The organism is Duganella sp. GW821-FHT07F09, assembly GCF_059418705.1.
In genome coordinates this window covers 195,920-221,448 of the sequence record NZ_JBWKQJ010000009.1, presented here as the reverse complement: position 1 = coordinate 221,448, position 25,529 = coordinate 195,920, and the positions used below count along the sequence as shown (strand labels likewise).

24 protein-coding genes are annotated in these 25,529 nt (G+C 63.8%); 19 read left to right on the top strand and 5 right to left on the bottom strand.

The window, feature by feature from the left end:
• Window positions 1-4 precede the first annotated feature (4 nt).
• From AC07P1_RS23435 to AC07P1_RS23425, 3 genes are all read left to right on the top strand, one after another.
• Complete coding sequence (locus AC07P1_RS23435) at window positions 5-460, top strand: methylated-DNA--[protein]-cysteine S-methyltransferase (protein ID WP_494698107.1); 456 nt, start codon at window positions 5-7, stop codon at window positions 458-460.
• Complete coding sequence (gene xerD, locus AC07P1_RS23430) at window positions 436-1,341, top strand: site-specific tyrosine recombinase XerD (RefSeq protein ID WP_494698106.1); 906 nt, start codon at window positions 436-438, stop codon at window positions 1,339-1,341. The genes AC07P1_RS23435 and xerD overlap by 25 nt, the downstream gene beginning before the upstream one ends.
• A gap of 70 nt (window positions 1,342-1,411) precedes the next feature.
• The gene (locus AC07P1_RS23425; protein ID WP_315213841.1) at window positions 1,412-1,594 is read left to right on the top strand and encodes a hypothetical protein; all 183 of its coding nucleotides are present in this window, start codon (window positions 1,412-1,414) and stop codon (window positions 1,592-1,594) included.
• A gap of 93 nt (window positions 1,595-1,687) precedes the next feature.
• Here AC07P1_RS23425 and AC07P1_RS23420 read toward each other — a convergent pair whose 3' ends face one another.
• Together AC07P1_RS23420 and AC07P1_RS23415 are read right to left on the bottom strand one after the other, a co-directional pair.
• The gene (locus AC07P1_RS23420) at window positions 1,688-4,807 is read right to left on the bottom strand and encodes an efflux RND transporter permease subunit (RefSeq protein ID WP_494698105.1); all 3,120 of its coding nucleotides are present in this window, start codon (window positions 4,805-4,807) and stop codon (window positions 1,688-1,690) included.
• Window positions 4,808-4,809: 2 nt separating this feature from the next.
• Window positions 4,810-6,045: an efflux RND transporter periplasmic adaptor subunit gene (locus AC07P1_RS23415; RefSeq protein ID WP_494698104.1), complete on the bottom strand. Its 1,236-nt coding sequence runs from the start codon at window positions 6,043-6,045 to the stop codon at window positions 4,810-4,812.
• 222 nt (window positions 6,046-6,267) lie between these two features.
• Between AC07P1_RS23415 and AC07P1_RS23410 the strand changes: the two genes are divergently transcribed.
• Entirely contained in the window at window positions 6,268-7,998 is a 1,731-nt protein-coding gene (locus tag AC07P1_RS23410; RefSeq protein WP_494698103.1) for a putative bifunctional diguanylate cyclase/phosphodiesterase, read from the top strand.
• A 136-nt stretch (window positions 7,999-8,134) separates the two neighbouring features.
• Here AC07P1_RS23410 and AC07P1_RS23405 read toward each other — a convergent pair whose 3' ends face one another.
• Window positions 8,135-9,142, bottom strand: a complete 1,008-nt coding sequence (locus tag AC07P1_RS23405) for an endonuclease/exonuclease/phosphatase family protein (protein WP_494698102.1) — start codon at window positions 9,140-9,142, stop codon at window positions 8,135-8,137.
• A 48-nt stretch (window positions 9,143-9,190) separates the two neighbouring features.
• On the opposite strand from AC07P1_RS23405, the gene ybaK reads away from it, so the two are divergent.
• The 8 genes from ybaK (at window position 9,191) to AC07P1_RS23365 (ending at window position 14,596) form a co-directional block, all read left to right on the top strand.
• On the top strand, window positions 9,191-9,682 hold the full coding sequence (ybaK, locus tag AC07P1_RS23400) for a Cys-tRNA(Pro) deacylase (protein WP_494698101.1): 492 nt from the start codon (window positions 9,191-9,193) through the stop codon (window positions 9,680-9,682).
• Between the two features lie 59 nt (window positions 9,683-9,741).
• The gene (plsY, locus tag AC07P1_RS23395; protein WP_494698100.1) at window positions 9,742-10,368 is read left to right on the top strand and encodes a glycerol-3-phosphate 1-O-acyltransferase PlsY; all 627 of its coding nucleotides are present in this window, start codon (window positions 9,742-9,744) and stop codon (window positions 10,366-10,368) included.
• Window positions 10,369-10,447: 79 nt separating this feature from the next.
• On the top strand, window positions 10,448-11,101 hold the full coding sequence (locus AC07P1_RS23390; protein WP_494698099.1) for a DsbA family oxidoreductase: 654 nt from the start codon (window positions 10,448-10,450) through the stop codon (window positions 11,099-11,101).
• 99 nt (window positions 11,102-11,200) lie between these two features.
• Window positions 11,201-12,262, top strand: coding sequence for a sensor domain-containing diguanylate cyclase (locus tag AC07P1_RS23385; RefSeq protein ID WP_494698098.1), 1,062 nt, complete (start codon window positions 11,201-11,203; stop codon window positions 12,260-12,262).
• 13 nt (window positions 12,263-12,275) lie between these two features.
• Window positions 12,276-12,566: a DUF427 domain-containing protein gene (locus AC07P1_RS23380; RefSeq protein ID WP_494698097.1), complete on the top strand. Its 291-nt coding sequence runs from the start codon at window positions 12,276-12,278 to the stop codon at window positions 12,564-12,566.
• Window positions 12,567-12,569: 3 nt separating this feature from the next.
• The gene (locus tag AC07P1_RS23375; RefSeq protein ID WP_494698096.1) at window positions 12,570-12,791 is read left to right on the top strand and encodes a hypothetical protein; all 222 of its coding nucleotides are present in this window, start codon (window positions 12,570-12,572) and stop codon (window positions 12,789-12,791) included.
• Window positions 12,792-12,795: 4 nt separating this feature from the next.
• On the top strand, window positions 12,796-14,031 hold the full coding sequence (locus tag AC07P1_RS23370; RefSeq protein WP_494698095.1) for a metal-dependent hydrolase: 1,236 nt from the start codon (window positions 12,796-12,798) through the stop codon (window positions 14,029-14,031).
• A gap of 382 nt (window positions 14,032-14,413) precedes the next feature.
• Complete coding sequence (locus AC07P1_RS23365; protein WP_494698094.1) at window positions 14,414-14,596, top strand: hypothetical protein; 183 nt, start codon at window positions 14,414-14,416, stop codon at window positions 14,594-14,596.
• A 3-nt stretch (window positions 14,597-14,599) separates the two neighbouring features.
• Here AC07P1_RS23365 and tsaD read toward each other — a convergent pair whose 3' ends face one another.
• Entirely contained in the window at window positions 14,600-15,640 is a 1,041-nt protein-coding gene (tsaD, locus tag AC07P1_RS23360) for a tRNA (adenosine(37)-N6)-threonylcarbamoyltransferase complex transferase subunit TsaD (RefSeq protein ID WP_494698093.1), read from the bottom strand.
• A gap of 211 nt (window positions 15,641-15,851) precedes the next feature.
• On the opposite strand from tsaD, the gene AC07P1_RS23355 reads away from it, so the two are divergent.
• Window positions 15,852-16,166, top strand: coding sequence for a Rieske (2Fe-2S) protein (locus AC07P1_RS23355; protein ID WP_494698092.1), 315 nt, complete (start codon window positions 15,852-15,854; stop codon window positions 16,164-16,166).
• A 180-nt stretch (window positions 16,167-16,346) separates the two neighbouring features.
• Here the strand turns inward: AC07P1_RS23355 and AC07P1_RS23350 are convergent, their stop codons facing one another.
• Complete coding sequence (locus AC07P1_RS23350; RefSeq protein WP_494698091.1) at window positions 16,347-17,405, bottom strand: 3-deoxy-7-phosphoheptulonate synthase; 1,059 nt, start codon at window positions 17,403-17,405, stop codon at window positions 16,347-16,349.
• Between the two features lie 112 nt (window positions 17,406-17,517).
• Here AC07P1_RS23350 and ybiB point away from each other — a divergent pair, with 112 nt between their 5' ends.
• The 6 genes from ybiB (at window position 17,518) to rpoD (ending at window position 25,473) form a co-directional block, all read left to right on the top strand.
• Window positions 17,518-18,507 (top strand): DNA-binding protein YbiB, encoded by a 990-nt coding sequence (gene ybiB / locus AC07P1_RS23345; protein ID WP_494698090.1) that lies wholly within the window; start codon window positions 17,518-17,520, stop codon window positions 18,505-18,507.
• Window positions 18,508-18,587: 80 nt separating this feature from the next.
• Window positions 18,588-19,796, top strand: a complete 1,209-nt coding sequence (locus AC07P1_RS23340; RefSeq protein ID WP_494698089.1) for a BaiN/RdsA family NAD(P)/FAD-dependent oxidoreductase — start codon at window positions 18,588-18,590, stop codon at window positions 19,794-19,796.
• A gap of 205 nt (window positions 19,797-20,001) precedes the next feature.
• Complete coding sequence (gene rpsU / locus AC07P1_RS23335) at window positions 20,002-20,214, top strand: 30S ribosomal protein S21 (RefSeq protein WP_008451879.1); 213 nt, start codon at window positions 20,002-20,004, stop codon at window positions 20,212-20,214.
• Window positions 20,215-20,346: 132 nt separating this feature from the next.
• Window positions 20,347-20,796, top strand: coding sequence for a GatB/YqeY domain-containing protein (locus AC07P1_RS23330; RefSeq protein WP_494698088.1), 450 nt, complete (start codon window positions 20,347-20,349; stop codon window positions 20,794-20,796).
• Between the two features lie 121 nt (window positions 20,797-20,917).
• Window positions 20,918-22,714, top strand: coding sequence for a DNA primase (gene dnaG / locus AC07P1_RS23325; protein ID WP_494698087.1), 1,797 nt, complete (start codon window positions 20,918-20,920; stop codon window positions 22,712-22,714).
• A gap of 515 nt (window positions 22,715-23,229) precedes the next feature.
• On the top strand, window positions 23,230-25,473 hold the full coding sequence (rpoD, locus tag AC07P1_RS23320; RefSeq protein ID WP_494698086.1) for an RNA polymerase sigma factor RpoD: 2,244 nt from the start codon (window positions 23,230-23,232) through the stop codon (window positions 25,471-25,473).
• Window positions 25,474-25,529: the final 56 nt, after the last annotated feature.

The following is a 25,529-nucleotide window of genomic DNA, read 5'->3' as shown; positions in this document are numbered from 1 at the left end:
CGGAGTGCGCACCGCAAGTGGTCTGATCACTGAGCTGTGTTACCTGCCGCCCCATTTTGATGCAAAGGACGCGCAAGACCCGACGGCGGAGGCGGCGGTGGTGCAGCTGCAAGCCTATTGCGAGGATGCCGATCACCGCTTCGATTTGCCGCTCAAGCAGGCGGGCACCGACTTCCAGAAGACGGTGTGGGGCGCCATCAGCTCCATTCCGCGCGGCAGCGTGCGCACCTACGGCGAGCTGGCCAAACACATCGGCTCGGCGCCGCGCGCGGTGGGGCAGGCCTGCGGCGCCAACTGGTTCCCGATCGTGGTGCCGTGCCACCGCGTCACCTCCGCCGCCGGCCTGGGCGGCTTTGCCAACAGCGACGATCCCAACGGCTACCTGCTGGGCATCAAGCGCTGGCTGCTGGCCCACGAAGGTTCGAGCGAGTACGCATGGCAACAGACAACGCTGCTCTGATCGACGAGTTCTGCGACAGCCTGTGGCTGGAGGACGGCCTGTCGAAAAACACGCTGGAGGCCTACCGGCGCGACATGCGCCTGTTCGCCCGCTGGCTGGAGTCGCAGCGGCCCAACGTGGCCGGGCTGGCGGCCGTGGCCACGCACGATATCCAGGGCTACATCGCCGCCCGCCATCAGGACAGCGGCAAGGCCACCTCGTCGAACCGGCGGCTGTCGGTGATCAAGCGCTTCTACCAGCTGCTGCTGCGCCAGCGCCGCATCACGGACGATCCCAGCCTTAAATTGGTATCGGCCAAGCAGCCGCACCGCTTCGTCCACACCTTGAGCGAAATTCAAGTCGAGGCCTTGCTGGCGGCGCCCGACGTCAACACGCCGCTGGGCCTGCGCGAGCGCACCATGCTGGAGCTGATGTACGCCAGCGGCTTGCGCGTGTCGGAGCTGGTGGACCTGAAGATGCTGGAGCTGAGCCTGAACGACGGCGTGCTGCGCATCACGGGCAAGGGCGCCAAAACGCGGCTGGTGCCGTTCGGCCAGCAGGCCCGGGTGTGGATCGAGCGCTATGTCAAGGACGCGCGCGGCGTGATCCTCAACGGCCAGGTCGACGACGCGCTGTTCGTCACCGGACGCGGCGGCCCGATGACGCGGCAGATGTTCTGGGTCGTGATCAAAAAACATGCGTTGAAGGCAGGTATCACGGCGCCGTTGTCGCCGCACACCTTGCGTCATGCTTTCGCCACCCATTTGCTCAACCATGGCGCCGACCTGCGCGTGGTGCAGTTATTGCTTGGTCATTCGGACATCTCCACCACGCAAATCTATACCCATGTCGCAAGGGAACGTCTGAAACATCTGCATGCGCAACATCATCCCCGAGGCTGAAAAACTTGCATCGGCCGTATCTGCGTCATAATGTGAGCAGGTAATCAACCGGATAGAGAAGAGGTAGCAAATGGCGAAGACAAACTTCCAGTACGAAAAACGTCAGCGCGAGCTGGAAAAGAAGAAAAAAGCGGATGAAAAAGCCCGGCGCAAGGCCGAGCTCAAGGCCAACCCGGGCCTGGCCCAGGAGGGCGAAGTGGTCGAGGACGACGAAGAGGGCGGCGAGCCCAGCGCCGAGCCCGCCAAGGAATAACGCTTAGCCACGGTTCCACGTAGGGCGGATTAGCGTAGCGTAATCGGCCATGCATGAGCCGTCGGCGGCGCGTGGCCGATTACGCGCTGCGCGCTAATCCGCCCTACGGACCACGTGCAGGTGCTCGACGTGTTCCTCCGTTTGCCTGCGCTTGAAATACCGCACGCAGCGCTTGCCCAGGTTGTCCAGATACGTGTAGGCCACCGGCACCACCACCAGCGTCAAAATGGTCGACGTGATCACCCCGCCGATCACCGCGCGGCCCATCGGCGCTTGCGTCTCGCCGCCTTCGCCCAGGCCTATCGCCATCGGCAACATGCCGAACACCATCGCCAACGTCGTCATCAGGATCGGCCGCAAGCGCACCTGGCCGGCGCTCATGATGGCCTCGAACTGCCCCGCGCCCTCGCGCTGCGCCTGGTTGGTGAAGTCCACCAGCAAAATCGCGTTCTTGGTCACCAGCCCCATCAGCATGATGAAACCGATCACCGAGAAGATGTTCAAGGTGCTGCCGGTCGCCAGCAGCGCCACCAGCACGCCGATCAGCGACAGCGGCAAGGACATCATGATCGCCACCGGCTGCAGGAAGCTGCCGAACTGCGACGCCAGCACCAGGTAGATGAAGATCACCGCGATGCCGAGCGCGATCATGGCCGAGGTCATGCTTTCTTCCATTTCCTGGGCGTTGCCGCCGACGTCGAAGCGCACGCCGTCCGGCAACTCGATTTCCTTCATCGCCTTGCGCACGTCGCCGTCGACGTCGCCGCCGGGGCGGCCCTCGGTGTTGGCGTAGATCGCCACCCGGCGCTGCAGCGCCTGGCGCTTGAGCACCTGCGGGCTGAACGACGGCACGAAGTCGACCACCTGGCGCAGCGGCACCATCACCGGACGGCCGTCCGGCCCCAGCTTGCTCGACGCCAGCGACAGGTCGGCCAGGTCGGCCACCTTTTGCCGGCCCGACTTGGGCAGCTGCACGTTGACGTCGTAGTTCTGGCCGTCGGACGCGAGGAAGTGGCTGGTGGTGTCGCCGGCCACGAACGGGCGCAGCGCGGTGCCGATCTGCTGCACGGTCAGGCCCAGGTCGCTGGCCAGCTCGTTGTTGATCTTGACCGTGGTCGACGGGTTCGCGCCCTCCTGGCTGTATTCCAGGTCGACCAGGCCCTTGATCGGACGCATCTTGTCCATCAGGCGGTGCGCCACGGTGTCGAGCTTGCCTTCGTCGGTGCCGAGGATGGCGATGAAGATCGGCTTCCAGCCGACCGACATCGTGATGCCGGCGATCTTGCCCAGGCGTTCGCGGACCTTGCCCTCCATGACCTTTTGCGACGGCCGCTTGTGGGTCTTGCGGTCGACCAGTTTCATGTCGATGCGGGCGGTGTTGCGGCCATCCTCGGTGCCGACCACGGCGATGACGCTGGCGATCTCGGGGAATTCCTTGAGCGCCGCCTCGACCTGTCGCACCTTGTTGTCGTTGTATTCCAGGCTGGAGCCGACCGGCGTCTTCATTTGCAGGTTGATCCAGCCGTTGTCCTGCTCCGGCATCATCTCGCCGCCTATCATCGGCACCAGCATCAGGCTGCCGGCGAACAGCGCGAAGGCGAACGCCAGGGTCAGCTTGCGCCAGCGCAGCGCCAGGCCCAGGACTTTCCCATACACCACGTGCAGCCGGTCGACGCCACCTTCGAGCCAGTGCATCAGGCGGCCCAGCCACGGCACGTACTTGAAGCGGTCCTTGACCGGATCGGGCCATACCGACGACAGCATCGGATCGAGCGTGAAGCTGACGAACAGCGACACCATCACCGCCACCGCGACGGTGATGCCGAACTGCAGGAAGAAGCGGCCGATGATGCCCTGCATGAAGGCCACCGGGATGAACACGGCGACGATGGCGAAGGTGGTGGCCATGACGGCCAGGCCGATCTCGTTGGTGCCGTCCTCGGCCGCCTTGCGGTGGTTCTTGCCCATGCCCAGGTGGCGCACGATGTTCTCGCGCACCACGATGGCATCGTCGATCAGCAGGCCGATGCACAGCGACAGCGCCATCAGGGTCAGGAAGTTCAGGGTGAAGCCGAACACCTTCATCGCGATGAAGCTGGCCATGACCGAGATCGGCAACGTCAGCCCGGTGATGATGGTCGAGCGCCACGAGTGCAGGAAGAAGAACACGATGACCATGGTCAGCACCGCGCCTTCGATGATGGTGCGCTTGACGTTGTCGAGCTGGCTTTGCACCTTGACCGATTCGTCGTTGAGCAGGGTCAAGGTGATGTCCGACGGCAGCGATTTCTGCAGCTCGGCGACCACCTTCTGGATGCGCGTGCCGACCTCGACCACGTTGGCGTCCTGCACCTTGGTGATGTCGATGGTGACGGCGCGCTGGCCGCTCAGGCGCGAGATCGACATCTCCTCCTGTGCGCCGTCGATCACCGTGGCCACCTGTTCCAGGTAGACCGGGCCGTTGGCGCGGCGGGCGACGATGATCTTGTTGAAGTCGCGCGCCTCCTTCATCTTGTTCTCGACGCGCACCAGTTGCTCGTTGCCGGCGAAGCTGATCGAACCGGCCGGCAGGTTGGTGTTGGTGGACTGGATCGCGGAGATGACCTCGTCGACGCCGATGGCTTGCGCGGTCAGGTCGTTGGGGCGCAGGCTGATCAGGATCTGGCGCGCGGCCATGCCGTTCAGGCGCACCTGGCCGACGCCGGCCACGCCCTGGAAGCGCTTGCCGATGACCTGGTCGGCCATGGTCGACAGTTCGCGCAGGGTGTGGGCGGTGGCGGTCAGGCCGATCTGGGCGATGGGGCGGCTGTTCTCGCCCTCGAAGCGGACGATGAACGGGTCCTTGGCTTCCTTGGGGAAGCGCGGCCGCACCTGCGCGACCTTGTCGCGGATGTCTTGCATCGCCTTGTCCATATTGGTCGACAGCTCGAAGTCGACGTAGACGCCGGCGCGTCCCTCCCACGAGTTGGCGCGCAAGGTCTTGATGCCGCTGACGGTGTTGACCACTTCCTCGATCGGCCGCGTGATGTCGTTCTCGACCGCCTCCGGCGAGGCGCCGGGATAGTTGACTTCGATCAGCGCGCCGGGGATGTCGACGTTGGGCATCGCTTCCATGCCCAGCTCGCGGTACGAGAACATGCCCAGCACCACGAGCGCCACCATCACCATGGTGGCGAACACCGGGTTCTGGATACTGGTTTTAGTGATCCACATGATCAGCCTTTCGCCAGCATGGCGGCTTTGGCCAGGGTTGCACCCCCCGCCGGGGTGGCGGTCGCGGGCAGCTTGACCTGCGCGCCCGGCTTGACGGCGTTCAGCTTGGAGACGATGACGTTGGCGCCCTTGTCGAGGCCGTCGGTGACTTCGGCGTAGCCCTCGTCGTCGTTGCGCAAGCCCAGGGTGACCGGCTGCGCCACCACCTTGCCGTTCTCGATCTTGTAGACCACCTGCTTGCCCTGGTCGTCGCGCAGCGCCGTCATCGGCACGATGGGCGCGACGCCGGAGCGGTCGGTGACGATGCTGCCCTTGGCGAACATGCCGGCGCGCAGCGCGCTGTCGTCGTTGCGCACCGCGATGTAGACCAGCATCGAGCGCGAACCGGCCTCGGTGGCCGGATTGATGCGCGCCACCTTGCCCTCGAACTCGCGCTTCTGGAAGCCGTCGACCTTGAAGCGGACGTCCTGCCCGACCTTCACGCGCGGGATTTCCGACGCCGGCACCTGCGCCTCCAGGGTCAGTTCCGACAGGTTGACGATGCTGTAGACCGGCATGTCCGGCGCCAGCTTCTCGCCGGCCTGCACGTGACGCTTGCTGACCACGCCGCTGATGGGCGCCTTGATGATGCCGTCGTTGAGCGCGATACGGGCGATCTCGACCATCGCGGCGGCCGATTTGACGTTGGCGCGCGCCAGCGCGACCGTGTTCTGCGTGGAATCGAAAGCGTTTTGCGAGATGTATTTTTGTGACAGCAGCGCCTGGCTGTTGGCTTCGTTCTTGGTCGCCATCGACAGCTTGGCCTGCGCTTCGTCGAGCATGGCCTGCTGCTGTTGCAGGCGCGCGCGCAGGTCGGCCTGGTCGATGCGCGCCAGCACCTGGCCGGCGCTGACGGCCATGCCTTCCTGCACCGTGGTGGCCTCCACCACGCCCGAGATCTTGGACTTGATGGTGGCCGAACTCAGGGGCGCCAGCGAGCCGGATAAGGGCAAGCTGACCGCCAATGATCTGGCATCGATGGCCGCGATGTCGCCGCTGGCCAGTTCGAAGACTTCCTGTTTCTTCTCTTTCTTGCCCTCGGCCTGCGCCACCGATGGGGTGGGCGCGGCCTGGTTGCCGCGCATGACGGTCCAGCCGCCGGCCGCCAGGCCCAGCACGATCAGGACGGCGACAGGCTTGCGCCAGCTTTTGCTACGCACCGTAGGCAGGGAGGCGAGGGGCAAGGTTTCAATTTTCATATCGTTCTTCTGCGAATGTTGAGGCGCTGGAGGGACCGCGCATGTTGGCACTTTATGAATTTGCAAGGGCGATCGCCATCGAAATGCGACGAGTGGCGCAAAAGCGCGGCTGAAATGCTTAAAACCGGGATCAAGCGTGTTTGAGGCAAGTCAATGGCGCTTCCGCCGCAGGCGCAAGAATGGCGAAGGCCTGCGAGGGCGCGATCGCCAAAAGAGGCCCATGTGTCAGTCGACTTCCACCTGATGTACGAAAACACCAGTGACGCCGTCGTGCTGATGCGGGACGGGCGCGTCGTCGGCGCCAACCCGGCCGCGCTGGCCATGTTCGAATGCGACGATCCGGCGGACATGCTGGGCCGGCAGCTGGCCGATTTCGCGCCGCTGCAACAGGCCGAGGGCGCGCTGTCGGCGCCGCTGCTGCGCGAGCAGGCGGCGCGCGCGCACGGCGACGGCAACCACCGCTTCGAGTGGTGCTGCGTCGGCCGCAAGGGCTGCCAGTTCTGGGCCGAGATACTGATGACGGCCGTTGCGCACGAGGACGGGGCGCTGCTGTACACGGCGATCCGCGACATTTCCGTGCGGCGCAACGAGCAACTGACGATGTACCTGGCGCTGATGGGCGACCTGGCCGACCGCCGCCGCACCGAGGCGCGCACCCGCCATCTGGCCGAACACGATTTCCTGACCGACCTGCCGAACCGCGTGCTGCTGCTCGACCGCATGAGCCTGGCGCTGGCGGCGGCCCGGCGCAACGGCCGCATGGCCGCCATCCTGTTCCTCGACCTGGACCGCTTCAAGTACATCAACGACACGCTCGGCCACCACGTCGGCGACCTGCTGCTCAAGGAGGTGGCGGCGCGGCTGGTCAAGTGCGTGCGCGGGGTCGACACGGTCAGCCGCCAGGGCGGCGACGAGTTCGTCGTCATCCTGGCCGACATCGGCAGCATCGAGCAGGCGGCGCACGTGGCCGCCACCATCCAGCAGGCCATCGCCCAGGAGTTCGTGCTCGAGCCGCACCGGCTGCACGTGAGCACGTCGATCGGCGTCAGCATCTTTCCCGGCGACGGCGCCGACATCGAGACGCTGATGAAAAACGCCGACCTGGCGATGTACCACGTCAAGGAAAGCGGCAGGAACGGCTACCAGTTCTTCAGTCCGGAGATGAACGCGCAGATCGTCGAGCGCGTCGCGTTCGAGAACGAGCTGCGGCGCGCGCTGACCGACCGGCAATTCACGCTGGAGTACGAGGCCGAGGTCGACATCGCCAGCGGCCGCCCGCTGGGGGCCGAGGCGCTGATACGCTGGCGCCATCCGACCCTGGGCCTGCTGCGGCCCGAGCGCTTCATCGGCGTGGCCGAGGACAGCGGCCTGATGGTGCGCATCGGCGAGTGGGTGCTGGAGCAGGCCTGCCTGGCGGCGCGGCGCTGGCGCGACGCCGGCCATCCGCTGGTGGTGGGCGTCAATTTATCGCAGACGCAGTTTTTGCAAAAAAACCTGGTCGACAGGGTGCGCGCGGCGTTGGAGGCGTCCGGCCTGCCGCCGGCGCTGCTGCAGCTGGAGCTGACCGAGGCCATGCTGATGAAGCACAGCGCCGGCGCGGCCGCCACCCTGGGCGCGCTGCGGGCGCTGGGCGTGCGGCTGGCGCTGGACGACTTCGGCACCGGCTACACGCGGGTCGGGCATTTGAAGGAGTATCCGCTGGACAAGGTGAAGATCGACCTGTCGTTCGTCAGCGGCATCGGCGAAGGCGATGGCGACGCGGTGGTGCACGCGCCGGTGGTCAACGCCATCATCGCGATGGCGCACAGCCTGGGGTTGGCGGTGCTGGCGGAGGGTGTGCAGACCGGGCCGCAGCTGCGGTTTTTGCAGGAACATGGCTGCGACCAGTATCAGGGCCGCTACACACGTCTGGGCGGTAGTCTGGACGGGTTGGGCGGTCTGCTGGATGCATGAGGAAATCTGAAACACGTCTAAAACACGTAGGGCGGATTAGCGCAGCGTAATCGGCCAATGCGTGCGTCTCGACGGCACATTGGCCGATTACGGCGTGCCGCCTAATCCGCCCTACGTGTCACCGCGTCGGAGCGAGCTATATCTCGGTGGCGCGCTCGCGGCCGCGCCGTTCGTCATACATGCGCACCCGCACCACCACCTGCCCGTGGTCGGACGCCTCCGGTTTGGCCTGCAACAGGTGATCGTTCAGATACGTCACGTCCATCACCTCGCCGACCGCGAAACGCGACGCCGGGTTGAATTCCTCCGACACCAGCACGTGGTCGATGGTCATGTAATGGCCCTCGTGGATGTTGGTGTAGCCGACATGGCGCAGACGGTCGCGGCCGCGCTGGATCTGGTTGCTGTCGAACAGCCGCCCGCTCAACTCCTCGTCGGCCAGCCCCACGCAGCCCGATCCCATGACGATGGTGGTGGTGACGGCGTCGGCGGTGTCGTTGAAGTCGCCCAGCACGATGCGCGGGCGGCGGCCGTCGCGGTCCATCTGGCTCAGCAGCGCGCGCAGCGCCACCGCCTCGGTGCCGCGCCGTATCAGCGAGCGCAGGTTGGCGTGCGCGTACAGCATGGCCTCGTCGCCGGGGTCGCCGTGGCGGTAGTCGGGACGCTTGGATTTGAGGTGGATCACCAGCACGTCGATGACGCGCTCGTCGGGCAGCAACACCTGCGCGTGCAGCGGCGCGCGGGCGAAGCGGTCGGCGTCGCGATTACCCTCTGGCATGGCGACACCGTCGGGGAACAGCTGGTAGGCGTGGGCCGGCGCGGCCAGCGGCAGGCGCGAGATCAGCGCCACCTGCGGCGTAAGGCGCGGCTCGCCGGTGAGCGGATCGGGCGCCGGATCGAAGCCCGACAGCGAGGCCTCGCTGTAGCGGCGGCTGTTGGCCAGCACGTCGCGCAGCGCCGCCATCGAAAATACTTCCTGCAAACCGATGACGTCGGCATCGAGCTGGTCGAGCTGCTGGGCCGTCCACAGCACCTTGGCCTGGTATTCGGCCGGCGTGAGCGGCGCCAAGTTGTCGTACAATTTCGCCCCAGGCTGGGAAAGATTGCAAACATTGAAAGTGGCAAAGCGAATTTCCTGCTGCATAATGAGAAACTCCTGTAGACGACAACCTTCACGAACAGCGTATCACGCATGGCCAAAAAAGAGCACATCTCCGAGACCCCGGCGACGCAGTTTCTGCGCAAGCACAAGGTCCCTTTCACCGAGCATCCCTACGACTACGAGGAGCACGGCGGCACCAGCGTGTCCTCGCGCGAGCTGGGCGTGGACGAACACCACGTCGTCAAGACCCTGGTGATGCAGGACGAGGCGGCCAAACCCTTGATCGTGCTGATGCACGGCGACCGCAAGGTGTCGACCAAGAACCTGGCGCGCGGCATCGGCTGCAAGTCGGTCGAGCCCTGCAAACCGGACGTGGCCACGCGCCACAGCGGCTACCAGATCGGCGGTACGTCGCCGTTCGGCACCCGCAAGGCGCTGCCGGTGTACGTCGAGGATAGCATCCTTGCGCTGGAAACCATTTATATCAATGGCGGCAGGAAGGGCTATCTGGTCGGCATCGCGCCGCAAGTGCTGGTCGAGCTGCTGGGGGCCAAGCCCGTCCACTGCGCTCTGGCCGACTGAGCGCTGGCAGTGTATATTCTTGGCTCCCCAGTGGGGACGTCACACTTTTTGAGGAAACAATGAATACAGTTTGGATGACCGTGGCCGCCTATCTGCTCGGTTCGATCTCGTTTGCCGTGATCACGAGCAAGTTGTTCGGCATCGCCGATCCCCGCACCTACGGTTCCAAAAACCCCGGCGCCACCAATGTCTTGCGCAGCGGTAACAAGGCGGCGGCCGTCGTCACCCTGATCGGCGACGGCGCCAAGGGCTGGCTGGCGGTGTGGCTGGCCATGCGCTACGACCAGCAGTTGCAGATCGGCGACGCCACCATCGCGCTGGTGGCGATCGCGGTGTTCCTGGGGCATCTGTGGCCGGTGTTCTTCCGCTTTGTCGGCGGCAAGGGCGTGGCGACCGCGCTGGGCGTGCTGCTGGGCCTGAATCCATGGCTGGGCCTGGCGACCTTCGTGACCTGGCTGGCGGTGGCGTTCGCGTTCCGCTACTCGTCGCTGGCGGCGCTGATCGCGGCGCTGTTCGCGCCGTTCTATTACGGCCTGCTGTTCGGCTTCGATCCGCAACTGGCCGCCGTCTTCGTCATGTGCGTACTGTTGATTTTCCGTCATCGTAACAATATCTCAAACTTGATCGCCGGCAAGGAAAGCCGCATCGGCAGCAAGAGCAAAGACGCCGTCAAGGCCAAAAAATAAAGTCTTGGCGGGGCCGGCGCTTGAATTCGGGACGAGCGCCGCTATATGCTGACTTATCACTTTCAGCAAAGGCCCCCGCATGAGCACTCCTGTCAAAATCGATTTCGTCTCCGATGTTTCCTGCCCATGGTGCGCGATCGGCCTCAAGTCGCTGGAACAAGCGCTCGACAACATCGGCGGCGAGGCGGATGTCAGCCTGCATTTCCAGCCGTTCGAACTCAATCCCAAGATGGCCCCCGAAGGCCAGAACATCGACGAACACCTGACCGAGAAGTACGGTTCCACGCCGGAGCAGCAGGACCAGGCGCGCAACATGATCCGCGCGCGCGGCGCCGAGGTCGGCTTCGATTTCGCCATGCACAAGCGTAGCCGCATCTACAACACCTTCGACGCCCACCGCCTGCTGCATTGGGCCGAGCTCGAGGACGCGGGCAAGCAGCGCGCACTGAAGGAGGCGCTGTTTGCCGCCTATTTCACGCTGGGCGACAATCCCAGCTCGCACGAGGTGCTGCTGCGCGTGGCCGGCGAGGTGGGCCTGGACACGGCCGTTGCCGCCGAGGTGCTGCGCTCGGACCGCTACGCCGCCGAGGTGCGCGAGCGCGAGCAGTTCTTCCAGCGCCACGGCATCAACTCGGTGCCGGCCGTGATCATCAACGAACGCCATTTAATTTCGGGCGGCCAGCCGGCCGCCGTGTTTGAAAAGGCGCTGCGCGAGATCATGTCACAATCATAAAAATTTGCGGGTCAGCGGGGTCCGTGGCTCGCGGTTTTGTTATAAAATCAATTGGCAGCATCCACCTATAATAAAACCACGTCGCTACCCGGGGACCCTATGCTGGCCGCAGACAATGTACACACGCTGACCACCTCCCGCCCGCCAGCCGACCAGTTCCGGCTGGCCGCGCTGCACCGCTACGACATCCTCGACACGCCCGCCTGCGAAGACTTCAGCTTCCTCACCGAGCTGGCGGCGCGCATCTGCAACGTTCCCTACGCCTTCGTGTCGCTGGTCGACGCCGACCGTGTGTGGATCAAATCCTGCGCCGGCATGCACATGGGCGAGTTGCCGCGCGGCGAGAGCTATTGTTCGCTGGCGGTGCTGGGCGAGGCCGTCACCGAGATTCCCGACCTGACCGAGGACTACCGCACCGCGCGCATGACGCTGACCGTCAACGCGCCGCATATGCGCATGTACAGCAGCGTGGCGCTGACGTCGTCGGACGGCTTCGCCATCGGCACCTTGTGCGTGATGGACACCAAGCCGGGCGGCCTGGACGAGGAGCAGCGCTCGATCCTGGCGCGGCTGGGACGCCAGGTGATGGCGCTGATCGAATTGCGGGCCAGCGAACGCACCCTGGGCGACGCCGTGCGCGAGCTCGAGCTGCTGGCCACCACCGACGAGCTGACCGGCTTGCACAACCGCCGCTCGCTGCTGCAGCGGCTGCGCTTCGAGGCGGCGCGCGCCAAGCGCTTCCGCTCGCCGCTGTCGGCGGTGATGATCGATCTGGACCACTTCAAGCGCATCAACGATGAACACGGCCACTCCGCCGGCGACCAGGTGCTGGCCGGCGTCGGCCGCCTGTTGCGCGAGAGCGTGCGCGTGATCGACATCGCCGGCCGCTACGGCGGCGAGGAACTGTGCGTGATCTTGCCCAACACGCCGCTGGAAGGGGCGCTGAAGTTCGCCGAGACCCTGCGCGTCAAGATCGAGGCGCAGCTGCATTACGCCGGCGCGCTGCCGCTGCCGGTCACCGCCAGCTTCGGCGTGGGCGCGTTCGACCACATGGAAATCGCCGACGCCGAAAGCCTGCTGCGCCAGGCCGACACCGCGCTCTACCGCGCCAAGCATGCCGGCCGCAACCGCGTCGAAGGCGCGGTCCTTGAACGACACTGAAAGGAATTCCCTGATGCCCACCGCCACCTGGAACGGCGCCGTCATCGCGCAAGCGAACGACGACGAAGTCGAGATCGTCGAGAACAATGTCTATTTTCCGCTGTCGGCGGTCAAGGCCGAATACCTGAAGCCCAGCGACCACACCAGCCGCTGCCCGTGGAAGGGGCTTGCCAGCTATTACACCGTCAGCGTCGGCGGCAAGGACAACGAGAACGCCGCCTGGTACTACCCGCAGCCGTCGGAAAAGGCGGCGCAGATCAAGGACCACGTCGCGTTCTGGCGCGGCGTGGACGTGCAGCGCTAGCCGATGGCGTTGTCGGCCAAGCCGTATCTGCAAAGGATCACGGCGCAGTTTGGCGACGATGCCGATCGGCGTTCGCACGGCGAAGCTTTCATGGCCGTGCTGCTGGAGAAGTGCCGGGGTAATGGCCTGTATTTGCTGGACGAACCGGCCGAGCATATCGCCATCACGCGCGACTTCCTCAATCACTACCCGCGCCGGTTGCAGCAATTGCTCGATCCCGACTAGGCACATGGACAATATTACCCACAGCATCATCGGTTTCGGCGTCGGAGAACTGGTGCACCGCGGCCTGCCGCGCGAAGCGGACGACAGCGCCCAGCGCGTGCGGCACCGGCTGTTGCTGGTCTCCTGCGCGCTGGCCAGCAATTTCCCCGACCTGGACCTGTTCCTCACTCGCCTGCTGCCCGATCCGCTGGGCTATCTGCTGCACCATCGCGGCCATACGCATACGGCGTTGCTGGCGCTGCCGCAGGCCTTGCTGCTGGCGGCGCTGCTATGGCTGTGCTGGCCGTCGGCGCGGGCGCTGCTCAAGTCCAGCGGCACGGCGCGCTGGGGGCTGGCGGCGAGCATAGCGACAGGTTTCGCGCTGCACCTGTTGATGGACTACACCAACTCGTATGGCTTGCATCCGTGGTATCCGTTCAGCGGCCGCTGGTTTTTCGGTGACATGGTGTTCATCGTCGAACCGCTGTTCTGGGTGGCGATCGGCACGCCGATGGCGCTCGTCATGCGTTGGCGCTTCGCGCGCTGGCTCGGGTTGGCGGGGCTGTTCGCGGCGTTGATGTTCTTCGCGTCCAGGAGCTATTTGAGCTGGCCGTCGGTGGCCGCGTTGCTGCTCATCGCGCTGGCGTGCGGGGCCGCGCAGTGGCGGGCCGGCGCGAACGGCAGGGCGGGGCTGCTGCTGGCGCTGGGGATCAGCGTCGGCTTTATCGCGGTGCAGGGTGCCGCTTCTCAGTTGGGCAGGCGGTTGATCGTCTCGGCGCTGCACCATGCCGATTCGTCGTCGCGCGTGCTTGACGTGGTGATGACCGCGTACCCGTCGCAGCCCTTGTGCTGGAGTTATATCAGTGTCGAGAGCCATGAGGCGGCGGGGAGCTACCGCTTGCGGCGCGGGGTGGCAAGCATCGCGCCGACGTGGCTGGCGCCGCTTTCGTGTCCGGCCGGGCTGGTGGAATCGCAGTCGGCGCGGGCGCTGTCGTCGTCGGTGATGCAGTTCGAGACGAAGGAGGGCAGTCTCGCCGGGCTGCGTGCGTTGAAGAACGGCAATTGCCAGGTGGATGCCTGGCTGCGTTTCGGGCGCGCGCCGTGGCTGGACATGACCAAGGGCGATTTGTCGGACTATCGGTTCGCTTTGACGCCGCGCGGCAATTTCACCACTTTGCATATCGTGCCGGCGGCGGCGTGTCCGGAAGGCGTGCCCGGCTGGGGCTATCCCCGCCAGGATCTATTCTCGCCACAACACTAAAGTTGTCGGTGTTCCACGTAGGGCGGATTAGCGGGCGAGGCCCGCCAATCCGCCCCGGGGCCCCGAAGAGGCGGCCTACCTGGCCGGTAGGCCTTGGGAGGCGGAACGCCGTAATCGGCCAATGCGTGAGCCGTCGAAACGCATGCATGGCCGATTACGCTGCGCTAATCCGCCCTACGTATCTCTTCGGCTCCTCGGCTTCCCGGTCCACAATAATGGTGCGAGCGCACGCTTTTAGTGCTTGCCTAGCCGTATCGTGTGGTGTGTTTGAGACAAAAATCTCTAGAATGGGTCGATTAGGACAAACTTTGTCCAATCTTCTTGGCACGACAATTGCATTGCTATTGAGAAAGGAAGAAGATCGAATCTTAAGGAGGACGTTATGAACGCAACTGAAGACAAAGCAAAATCGAATCTGTTCCACGAATCGTCGGCGGACGAGCACCGTTCGCGCAGCGAGCGCATCGCCGCACGTGGCGTGTCCCTGGGTAAAGTCAAGGGCAAATACCTGATTCCGCTGGTCGGCCTGGCCGTGCTGGCCTCGATGGCCTTCGCCCAAGGCTAAAGCCTAAACCACCTTGATCTCGTCCAGCGGCCAGCGTGGCCGCACGTTGAACGAGTAATCGCGTTTGGCCGCGTCCGGGTTGATCATCAACCGCATCGCGCCCGCGAAGGCGATCATCGCGCCGTTATCGGTGCAAAACTCCAGCTCAGGGTAGTACACCTTGAACTTCTTCTTGGCGGCGGCTTCGTTCAGCGAAGCGCGCAGCTGGGAGTTGGCCCCAACCCCGCCGGCAATCACCAACCGCTTCAACCCCGTGTGCTTGAGCGCCGACACGCATTTGGCCGTCAGCACCTCCACGATCGCGTCGACGAAACCGCGCGCGATGTTTGCCTTGTCCTGTTCGCAGATATTGGCGATGACCTTCTCGTCGTGATTTTTCACGACCGTCAGCACCGCCGTTTTCAGGCCGGAAAAGCTGAAGTTGAAATCCTTGGTGTGCAGCATCGGGCGCGGCAGCTTGTACGCCGTCGGGTCGCCGAACTCGGCCAGGCGGGAGATCGCCGGTCCGCCCGGATAGCCCAGGCCCAGCAGCTTGGCAGACTTGTCGAACGCCTCGCCGGCGGCGTCATCCAGTGTTTCGCCCAGCAGCGTGTACTGGCCGACGCCGTCCACCCGCATCAGTTGCGTGTGGCCGCCCGACACCAGCAGCGCGATGAACGGGAACTCCGGCGGCTGCGACGCCAGCAGCGGCGACAGCAGATGGCCTTCCAGGTGGTGCACGCCCAGCACCGGCTTGTCCAGCGCCAGCGCGAGGCTGCACGCGACCGACGAGCCGACCAGCAGCGCGCCGGCCAAGCCGGGGCCTTGGGTGTAGGCGATGGCGTCGATGTCGGCCAGCGACTTGCCGGCGCCCTCCAGGGTCTGCGTCAGCAGCGGAATGGCGCGGCGGATGTGGTCGCGCGAGGCCAGTTCCGGCACCACCCCGCCGTATTCCTCATGCATCGTCACTTGCGAATACAGGGCGTGGGAAAGCAGGCCGTGTTGCGTGTCGTACAGCGCAAGGCCGGTTTCGTCACAGGAGGATTCGACGCCGAGAACGATCATGAAAGGGCTGCAAGGTGAAAGTGTAATCCGCCATTGTAATGGAAAGCGCGCCCGTTGACCTTGCATCGCCGCACCACTCGATGCAAGCAGCGCACCGGGCGGGTGCGCAATTTTGCCAACAGGACAGGGTTTGACCCGGATTTAACGTATTTGCCCTGTGGCACCAGTTTTGCTTAGAGAAGGGACAGTAAGTTGACAGCCGGAGGGCGCTATGTCGGAACAATGGAAGCTGATTTGCAAAGTGAAGGATGTGCCGCTGAGCGGCGCGCGCCTTGTGCCGCGTGGACTGGCTTGGCAGGAGTTGCCGGGCGTGGCGCTGTACCGTACCGACGAGGAAAGCGTGTTCGCCGTGCTGGAGACGCTCGGCGTCGAGCCGCGCGAGAGCGTTGCGCGGCGCTATTCCGTCAAGGTCGAGGATTGCAAGGTCTACCTGGACCTGGAGGAGTTGAGCGAGCCCGCCAGCAAGGCCGAGGCGGCGCTGGCCGGATCGTTTGGCGTGGCAACGCGGGTGATGGCATTCGGTTAATGGCAATCGATAAACCGTTGGCGGCGCGGTGGCGGATTACGCTGCGCTAATCCGCCCTACGTGTCTCCACGTGTGAGCGCCTTTTAGTGGCCGGCGGTCTCGCCGCACCACTGAGACACGTAGGGCGGATTAGGCGGAACGCCGTAATCCGCCACCGAGCCGCCAGCGCCTCATGCTAATTTACGGACGCTTCAACAACTGCTGATGCGCGTCGCGCAACATCTTTTCGGTGGTTTCCCAATCGATGCAGCCGTCGGTCACCGAGCAGCCGTATTTCAACTGGCTCAGATCGGCCGGAATCTTCTGGTTGCCGCCGACGATGTTCGATTCGATCATCACGCCCACCAGCGACTGGTTGCCCTGCACGATTTGATGGATGACGTCACCCATCACCAGCGGCTGCAATTCCGGCTTTTTGTAGCTGTTGGCGTGCGAGCAATCGACCACCAGATTGGCTGGCAGCTTGGCCTTGGCCAGCGCCTGCTCGGCGATCGCGATCGACACCGAATCGTAGTTGGGACGGCCGTCGCCGCCGCGCAACACCACGTGGCCGTAGGCGTTGCCGCGCGTGCGTACGATCGATACATTGCCTTGCGCGTTGATACCCAGGAACGAGTGCGGATGCGCCGACGACAGGATGGCGTTGATGGCGATGCTGATGTCGCCGTCGGTGCCGTTCTTGAAGCCGACCGGCGTCGACAGGCCCGACGACATTTCGCGGTGGGTCTGCGATTCGGTGGTGCGCGCGCCGATCGCGGTCCAGGCGATCAGGTCGCCCAGGTATTGCGGCGAGATCGGGTCCAGCGCCTCGGTCGCGGTCGGCAGGCCCAGCTCGCAGACGTCCAGCAGGAACTGGCGCGCCTTTTCCATGCCGACGTTGACGCGGAACGAGTCGTCCATGTCCGGATCGTTGATATAGCCCTTCCAGCCGGTGGTGGTGCGCGGCTTTTCGAAATACACGCGCATCACCAGCAGCATGGTGTCGGCCACTTCGGCCTGCAGCACCTTCAGGCGGCGGGCGTAGTCCAGGCCGGCGACCGGGTCGTGGATCGAGCACGGGCCGACCACCACGAACAGGCGCTTGTCCTTGCGGTCGATGATGTTGCGCAGGGCTTCGCGGCCCTTCATGACGGTCTCGGACGCGCTGTCGGTCAGCGGCAGCTTGCCGTGCAGTGCCTCGGGCGACGGCATCGGCGCGAACGAGGTGACGTTGATATTTTCGATGTCTGGGGAAATCATGATTGAACTGTATTTCTTTTCGAGGGGATACATAGTGTAGCCGAATTAGCTAATACCGGTTCCGCCAGTAAGGTTTTTTCACATTTCGGCAAAATCGTATAAGCTTGGTGCCATGACGATAACGAACACCGAACCCTTCCTCGCCGCCCGACTCATCAAGGAGATCGGCCGCGGCAAAAACGGCGCCCGCAGCATGACGCGCGACGACGCCCACGACCTCTATCAAGCCATGCTCGACGGACGCGTGTCCGACCTGGAGCTGGGCGGCATTTTGCTGTCCATGCGCATCAAGGGCGAGTCGGTGGAGGAGATCGCCGGCTTCCTCGACGCCGCCGAGGGCTCGTTCGAACCGCTGACGGCGCCGCCGGGGCAGTTCGCGCCGGTGTGTATTCCAAGCTACAACGGCGCCCGCAAGATGGCCAACCTGACGCCGCTGCTGGCCATGCTGTTGGCGCGCGAAGGCGTGCCGGTGCTGGTGCACGGCGTGGCGCACGACCTCGGCCGCGTCGCCAGCGCCGAGGTGTTCGAGGCGCTGGGCGTGACGGCGGTGCGGCACCGTGCCGAGGCGGAGGAGGAGATCGCCAAGGGCCACGTCGCCTTCATCACCATCGACGCGCTGGCGCCGAAGCTGGCGTACATGCTGTCGCTGCGGCGCCGGTTGGGCGTGCGCAATTCGACCCACACCCTGGTCAAGATCATGCAGCCGTTCGCCGGACCGGCGCTGCGGCTGGTGTCCTACACCCACCCCGAATACCTGGAAATGCTGGGCGAGTACTTCACCACGTCGGCGCTGCACGAGCGCGGCGACGCCTTCCTGATGCGCGGCACAGAGGGCGAAACGGTGGCCAACGCCAACAAGGCGCAACAGATCGACTGGTTCCACGGCGGCCTGCGCACGACCCTGGTGCCCAAGCAAACCCAGGTCGGCGAGCTGCCGGTGCTGCCGGAAGACAAAAGCGCGGCGGCCACCGCCGAGTGGATCTCGTCGGTGCTGCGCGGCGAGGTGCCGGTGCCGCCGTCGATCGCCGAGCAGGTGGCGCAGTGTCTGCTGGTGTCGCGCACCTTGCAGTCGCGCCAGCGGGTCAGCGAGCCGATCGAGTAAGTTGGCCGGGTAGGGGCCAACTAGGGGGCGGCCGGCGCGACTCGCGTACAATACCGCCCCTTATCTGATGGGATTCCAAAATGGCAAAGTTTGATGTGGCAGTAATCGGCGCGGGCGCGGCCGGCATGATGTGCGCGGCGACGGCGGCCCAGCGCGGCAAGCGCGTGGTGCTGGTCGACCACGCCACCAAGCTGGCCGAGAAAATTCGCATCTCCGGCGGCGGGCGCTGCAACTTCACCAACATCAACGCCGGTCCGGCCAACTTCCTGTCGGAGAATCCCCACTTCTGCAAGAGCGCCTTGTCGCGCTACACGGCGGCCGATTTCGTCGCGCTGGTCAAGAAGCACCGCATCGGCTACCACGAGAAACATCGCGGTCAGCTGTTCTGCGACGACTCGGCCGAACAGATCATCGAGATGCTCAAGGACGAATGCGCCGCCGGCGACGTCCATTGGTGGATGCCGTGCAAGGTCGAGAGCGTCGAGCAGGGCGGTGAGGGCGGCTTCGTCCTGCAGACCGATAGCGGCACGATCGAAGCCGATAGCGTGGTGATCGCCACCGGTGGCCTGTCGATCCCGAAAATCGGCGCGACCGACTTCGGCTACCGCATCGCCCAGCAGTTCGAGCTGCGCATGGTCGAGCCGCGCCCGGCGCTGGTGCCGCTGACCTTCGACCCACAAGCCTGGGCGCCGTTCGTCGAAATGGCCGGCATCGCGCTGGAAGTCGACGTCGAGACCGGTTCCTTCAAGGGCCGCAACCCGACCGGCGGACGCTTCCGCGAAGACTTGCTGTTCACGCACCGTGGCCTGTCCGGTCCGGCGATCCTGCAAATTTCCAGCTACTGGACGCCGGGCACGCCCATCGTCATCAACCTGATCCCGGAAATGGACCTGGCCGCCACCTTGATCGAAGGCAAGGGCACCATCAAGAAGCAGCTGGGCAATGTGCTGTCGCAGTGGCTGCCGGCGCGCCTGGCCGAAGGTTTGCTGCTGGCGCACGGTTTCGCGCTGGACGCGCGCCTGGCCGACCTGCCGGACGCGCAACTGCGCAAGCTGGGCGCCGCCATCAACCAGTGGACCCTGACGCCGAACGGTTCGGAAGGCTACAAAAAGGCCGAAGTGACGCGCGGCGGCGTCGACACCCGCGAGTTGTCGCAGCAGACCATGATGGTCACCAAGGTGCCCGGCCTGTACTTTATCGGCGAGGCGGTGGACGTCACCGGCTGGCTGGGCGGCTACAATTTCCAGTGGGCGTGGGCATCGGGTGTGGCGGCGGGGCAGTCCGTCTGATATACTCGTCTTTCCTGCTGTAGCGGCGCTTGTGCAATCGTTGAAGTTATAGAAAGATTGCCTCAGGTTGTGTCACTGATGCCGCATTGTTTTTGCAGGGAAAACCACACGACGGGCCGTCCACGCGGCCTGTGGGGTTCCATTTTGCTGCAAAAGCTGCTATAGTCTCTTTCTCCCTATAACCTCAAACGGTTTGAATTTTTACATGACCACTATTCGCCTTAAAGAAAACGAGCCGTTCGAAGTCGCAATGCGTCGCTTCAAACGCACCATCGAAAAAACCGGTCTGCTGACCGAACTGCGCGCACGCGAGTTCTACGAAAAGCCAACGGCTGAGCGTAAGCGCAAGCTGGCAGCCGCCGTGAAGCGTCACTACAAGCGCATCCGCAGCCAGCAACTGCCGAAAAAACTGTTCTAATTCTGCTTTACGCAGACCCAACCCGGCAGCATGGCGCTTGCGCCGCGGGTTGAGTTTTAGAAGATACCCGCTCCGGTCACCCGCAGCGGGTTTTCGCATTTATACACTGTTAATTTACTGAGAGAAATCGCCATGGGCCTGAGAGAACAAATCACCGAAGACATGAAAAACGCGATGCGCGCCAAGGAAGCGTCGCGCCTAGCCACCATCCGCCTGATCCTGGCCGAGATCAAGCGCAAGGAAGTCGACGAGCGTATCGAGGTCAACGACGAACAGACCGTCGCCATCGTGGAAAAAATGATCAAGCAGCGCAAGGATTCGATCACCCAGTTCGAAGCCGGCAACCGCCAGGATCTGGCCGATATCGAGAAAGCCGAACTGGTCGTACTGACCGCCTACATGCCGGCCGGCCTGTCGGACGAGGAAATCGCCGCCGAAGTGGCCGCCGCCGTGGCCGCTTCGGGCGCCGCCGGTCCGCAGGACATGGGCAAGGTCATGGCCATCGTCAAGCCGAAGCTGGCCGGCCGCGCCGACATGACCGTCGTGTCGGCACTGGTCAAGAAGGCGTTGTCCCCGGCATAATCAGCGTGTCGCATGTTGGCGCGCTGTCAGCGCCGTTTTTACCTCCGCCGTGCCTTGATTCGCATCAAAACCGGATCGGCGCGGCGGTATAGTCTGAAAAATTACCCGACCGCTCAGCCCTGTGATCCCACAATCATTCATCTCCGATTTGTTGAACCGCGTCGATATCGTCGACGTTGTCGGACGCTACGTGCAGCTGAAAAAAGGCGGTGCGAACTTCATGGGCCTGTGCCCGTTCCACAGCGAAAAGTCGCCCAGCTTCACGGTCAGTCCGACCAAACAGTTTTACCATTGCTTCGGCTGCGGCGCCCACGGCACCTCGATCGGCTTCCTGATCGAATACTCCGGCATGGGCTTTGTCGACGCCGTCAAAGACCTGGCGCAGAACGTCGGCATGGTCGTACCTGAGCAAGACGACAAGATTCCGCCAGCGCAACGCGCGCAGATGCAGGCGCAAAGCCTGGCCTTGTCGGACGCGATGACGCAGGCGTGCGATTTTTACCGCGCCCAACTGCGCGGCGCCACCGACGCCATCGCCTACCTGAAAAATCGCGGCCTGACCGGCGAAATCGCCGCCCGCTTCGGCCTGGGCTACGCGCCGGCCGGCTGGGACGGCCTGAAAAGCATCTTCCCCGACTACGAGGCGGTGGCGCTGGCCGAGGCCGGCCTGGTCATCGACAAGGTCGACGAGGATGGCGGCAACCGCAAACGCTACGACCGCTTCCGCGAGCGGATCATGTTTCCTATTAAGAATACCAAGGGCCAGGTCATCGCCTTTGGCGGCCGGGTGCTCGACCACGGCGAACCGAAGTACTTGAATTCTCCCGAAACGCCTTTATTTTCAAAGGGATTCGAGCTGTATGGCTTGTTCGAGGCGCGCCAGGCGATCCGCGACGCGGGTTATGTGCTGGTGACGGAAGGCTATATGGATGTGGTGGCGCTGGCGCAGATGGGGTTCCCGCAAGCGGTGGCGACCCTGGGTACGGCCTGCACCACACATCATGTACAGAAACTGTTGCGTCAGACCGACATGGTGATTTTCAGTTTCGACGGCGACAAGGCCGGCCGCCGCGCCGCACGGCGCGCGCTGGAAGCCTGTCTGCCGCACGTGACGGACAACAAGACCATCAAGTTCCTGTTCCTGCCGACCGAGCACGATCCGGACAGCTACGTCCGCGCGCATGGCAAGGAAGCGTTCGAGCAGGAAATACACGAAGCGATGCCGCTGTCGCAGTTCCTGATCAAGGAAGTGGTCGGCGAGCACGATTTGCAGAGTCCGGAGGGCAGGGCCCGCGCCCAGTTCGACGCCAAGCCGCTGCTGCAATCGATGACGCCGACGGCGTTGCGCCTGCAGATCGTGCGCGGCCTGGCGCAGTTGACGCAGACCACGCCGTCCGAGATCGAGGTGCTGTTCGAGCTGGCCAAGCCGGTGGCGGTGGCCCGCAAGGCGCCGCCCCGCAGCGGGCGTCCGGTGCCGGTGGGATTGGAATTGCAGATCGTGCGGCTGTTGGTGGCGCATCCGCCGCTGTCGCTCGATATCGACGCGGCGGCGTTGAAGGCGTTCGAGTTCTTCGGCGCCGAGCCGGCCGAGCGCCTTGCGCAGCTGGTGGTGGCGGCGCAGGCGATGGGGCCGAACGGCAGTTTTGCGGCGTTCGCGCAACATTTGAAGTCGCAGGGCGACGAGTACGACGGCATCATCGCCGAAGTGGTCAAGGAGTCCGAGTCCGATTTTGATGCAGTGCGGGCATTCCTGCGCGGCGCGATCCGCCAGGTCAAGAACGATGCGTTGAAGCAGGAATTGAGTCAGTTGTTCGCCGCCGGCCTGTCATCCGACGAGATTGGTGTGCGTTATCGGGAGTTGACTTCGCAACAAGATCAACTGTTGCGCGAAGCGCAGGCGGAGTTGGCGAACCGATAATGTTGCAGTGCGGCGTGGAGGTGTTGCCGGGCGTTTTGGAATGTCATGTTTCTGTCATGTTTCCGGAGGGGGAACCGGGGCTCTTCCCTCTGGATATTGAAAAGTGACGTGCTATAATAAAACGCTAAGTGTTGTATCTTTTGGCATCGTTTTTTGTTCAGAGTGTGTTTGTTTTCAGTAAGTTAGGCTCTTGATCGACATGGAAAGACGCAGTGTCGGCGGCCAGGGCCAGCTTTGGTTTAGTCGGCGAACCTCCAGTGGGACGCTATCAGCGGACTTTCTGTTTGCTGTCTAACCTAGTCATGGTTTCTTGCCCCCACGCACGTGTCCGGATGCAGTAGAATTTTGCCGACAGCGGTGGAGTTCTGTTGACGTCGATCGGTCTGACCGGGTGTAAGTAAGTCGTAGTATTGTCGAACTTGTGTCGGCAAGTTCGAAGACGTAGGTTCCAAACAAATTGAACCGCAAGAAACTTTATCCTAAATAAGCAAGTCGTTGTGTAATCGAAAGCGCCTGTGCCAATCAAGAAACCTGAATCCAAAGCGGCTGCAAAGCCGAGCAAAGTGACCGCCCAATCCGCCAAGACCGCGGACAAGTCGGAAACGCGCGTCGCCAGCGGCAACCCGCCCGCGGTCAGCCAGACCACGGACGCCGCCACCCTCGCGGCCATCGATACCTCGGGCTACGTGCTGCCATCGGTCAAAGTGCCGGGCCGGCGCGGGCGCAAGCCGAAAGAATTCCAGCCAGAAAATGACGAAGTCGCCGCGCTGAACGCGGTCGAACGCGCCGAGCTCAAGGCCGTGGACAAGGCCAAGGCCAAGGACCGCAAGGCCAAGGAAAAGGCGCTGCTCAAGGACGCCTTCTCGTCGGACACCGAAGCGACCGAGGAAGAGCTCGAACGCCGCCGCCAGAAACTCAAGACCCTGATCAAGTTCGGCAAGGAACGCGGCTTCCTCACGTACGCCGAGATCAATGACCACCTGCCAGAGAACATCGTCGATCCGGAAGCGATCGAGGGCATCATCGGCACCTTCAACGACATGGGTATCGCCGTCTACGAGCACGCGCCGGACGCCGAGACCCTGCTACTGTCGGACAACGTGGCCACCGTCACCAGCGATGACGAGGCCGAGGCCGCCGCCGAGGCCGCGCTGTCGACGGTCGACTCCGACTTCGGCCGCACCACCGACCCGGTCCGCATGTACATGCGCGAGATGGGTTCGGTCGAGCTGCTGACGCGCGAGGGCGAGATCGAAATCGCCAAGCGCATCGAGGACGGCCTCAAGGACATGATCCAGGCCATCTCCGCCTGCCCGGTGACGATCGCCGAGATCATCGCCGCCTCCGACCGCATCCGCGCCGACGAGATCAAGATCGACGAAATCGTCGACGGCCTGGTCGATGACAGCGACGAGGTCGCAGCGCCCGTGGTCGCCGCGCCGGCCGAAGAGGACGACGAGGAAGAGGAAGAGGAAGAAGAGGAAGAAGAGGAAGAGGAAGAAGCGAGCGCCTCCGGCGCCGCCGGTTTCTCGGCCGAACAGCTCGAAGCGTTGAAGAACGCCGCGCTCGACAAGTTCGACGTCATCTCCACCCAATTCGACAAGATGCGCCGCGCCTTCGAGAAGGAAGGCTACAACTCCAAGGCCTACATCAAGGCCCAGGAAGCGATCTCGTTCGAACTGCTGGGCATCCGCTTCACCGCCAAGGTCGTCGAGAAGCTGTGCGACACCTTGCGCGGCCAGGTCGACGAAGTGCGCCACATCGAGAAGCAGATCCTCGACGTCGCGGTCAACAAGTGCGGCATGCCGCGCGCCCACTTCATCAAGGTCTTCCCGGGCAATGAAACCAATCTGGACTGGGTCGACGGCGAAGTCAACGCCGGCCACGCCTACAGCGCCATCCTCGGCCGCAACATTCCGACGATCAAGGAACTGCAACAGCGCCTGATCGACCTGCAAGCGCGCGTCGTGCTGCCGCTGCCGGACCTGCGCAACATCAACCGCCAGATGGCGGCCGGTGAAATGAAGGCGCGCAAGGCCAAGCGCGAAATGACCGAGGCCAACTTGCGCCTGGTGATCTCGATCGCCAAGAAGTACACCAATCGCGGCCTGCAATTCCTCGACCTGATCCAGGAAGGCAATATCGGCCTGATGAAGGCGGTCGACAAGTTCGAATACCGTCGCGGCTACAAGTTCTCGACCTATGCGACGTGGTGGATCCGTCAGGCCATCACGCGCTCGATCGCCGACCAGGCGCGCACCATCCGCATTCCGGTGCACATGATCGAAACCATCAACAAGATGAACCGGATTTCCCGCCAGATTCTGCAGGAAACCGGCGCCGAGCCCGATCCGGCGACGTTGGCCATCAAGATGGAAATGCCGGAAGACAAGATCCGCAAGATCATGAAGATCGCCAAGGAACCGATTTCGATGGAGACGCCGATCGGCGACGACGACGACTCGCATCTGGGCGACTTCATCGAGGACAACAACACGCTGGCGCCGTCCGACGCCGCGCTGCACGCCTCGATGCGCGGCGTCGTCAAAGACGTGCTCGACTCGCTGACGCCGCGCGAAGCCAAGGTGCTGCGCATGCGTTTCGGCATCGAAATGTCGACCGACCACACGCTGGAGGAGGTCGGCAAGCAGTTCGACGTCACCCGCGAGCGCATCCGTCAGATCGAAGCCAAGGCCCTGCGCAAGCTGCGTCATCCTAGCCGTTCCGACAAGCTGAAAAGCTTCTTAGAAGGCAACTAAGGCTTGACTAGCGCCGGTGCTAGCCCTTATGCTCGCGAGTTCGTTTTAAAAGCGAG

Bases quoted from the DNA above. Each gene is read 5' to 3' on its own strand.
- AC07P1_RS23390 (WP_494698099.1), top strand. From the start codon at position 10,448: ATGAGCACTCCTGTCAAAATCGATTTCGTCTCCGATGTTTCCTGCCCA.
- ybaK (WP_494698101.1), top strand. From the start codon at position 9,191: ATGGCCAAAAAAGAGCACATCTCCGAGACCCCGGCGACGCAGTTTCTG.
- AC07P1_RS23420 (WP_494698105.1), bottom strand. From the start codon at position 4,807: ATGTGGATCACTAAAACCAGTATCCAGAACCCGGTGTTCGCCACCATG.
- AC07P1_RS23370 (WP_494698095.1), top strand. From the start codon at position 12,796: ATGGACAATATTACCCACAGCATCATCGGTTTCGGCGTCGGAGAACTG.
- AC07P1_RS23425 (WP_315213841.1), top strand. From the start codon at position 1,412: ATGGCGAAGACAAACTTCCAGTACGAAAAACGTCAGCGCGAGCTGGAA.
- AC07P1_RS23380 (WP_494698097.1), top strand. From the start codon at position 12,276: ATGCCCACCGCCACCTGGAACGGCGCCGTCATCGCGCAAGCGAACGAC.
- ybiB (WP_494698090.1), top strand. From the start codon at position 17,518: ATGACGATAACGAACACCGAACCCTTCCTCGCCGCCCGACTCATCAAG.
- tsaD (WP_494698093.1), bottom strand. From the start codon at position 15,640: ATGATCGTTCTCGGCGTCGAATCCTCCTGTGACGAAACCGGCCTTGCG.
- rpsU (WP_008451879.1), top strand. From the start codon at position 20,002: ATGACCACTATTCGCCTTAAAGAAAACGAGCCGTTCGAAGTCGCAATG.
- plsY (WP_494698100.1), top strand. From the start codon at position 9,742: ATGAATACAGTTTGGATGACCGTGGCCGCCTATCTGCTCGGTTCGATC.
- AC07P1_RS23375 (WP_494698096.1), top strand. From the start codon at position 12,570: ATGGCGTTGTCGGCCAAGCCGTATCTGCAAAGGATCACGGCGCAGTTT.
- AC07P1_RS23365 (WP_494698094.1), top strand. From the start codon at position 14,414: ATGAACGCAACTGAAGACAAAGCAAAATCGAATCTGTTCCACGAATCG.
- xerD (WP_494698106.1), top strand. From the start codon at position 436: ATGGCAACAGACAACGCTGCTCTGATCGACGAGTTCTGCGACAGCCTG.
- AC07P1_RS23355 (WP_494698092.1), top strand. From the start codon at position 15,852: ATGTCGGAACAATGGAAGCTGATTTGCAAAGTGAAGGATGTGCCGCTG.
- AC07P1_RS23405 (WP_494698102.1), bottom strand. From the start codon at position 9,142: ATGCAGCAGGAAATTCGCTTTGCCACTTTCAATGTTTGCAATCTTTCC.
- AC07P1_RS23350 (WP_494698091.1), bottom strand. From the start codon at position 17,405: ATGATTTCCCCAGACATCGAAAATATCAACGTCACCTCGTTCGCGCCG.
- AC07P1_RS23415 (WP_494698104.1), bottom strand. From the start codon at position 6,045: ATGAAAATTGAAACCTTGCCCCTCGCCTCCCTGCCTACGGTGCGTAGC.
- AC07P1_RS23385 (WP_494698098.1), top strand. From the start codon at position 11,201: ATGCTGGCCGCAGACAATGTACACACGCTGACCACCTCCCGCCCGCCA.
- AC07P1_RS23330 (WP_494698088.1), top strand. From the start codon at position 20,347: ATGGGCCTGAGAGAACAAATCACCGAAGACATGAAAAACGCGATGCGC.
- AC07P1_RS23340 (WP_494698089.1), top strand. From the start codon at position 18,588: ATGGCAAAGTTTGATGTGGCAGTAATCGGCGCGGGCGCGGCCGGCATG.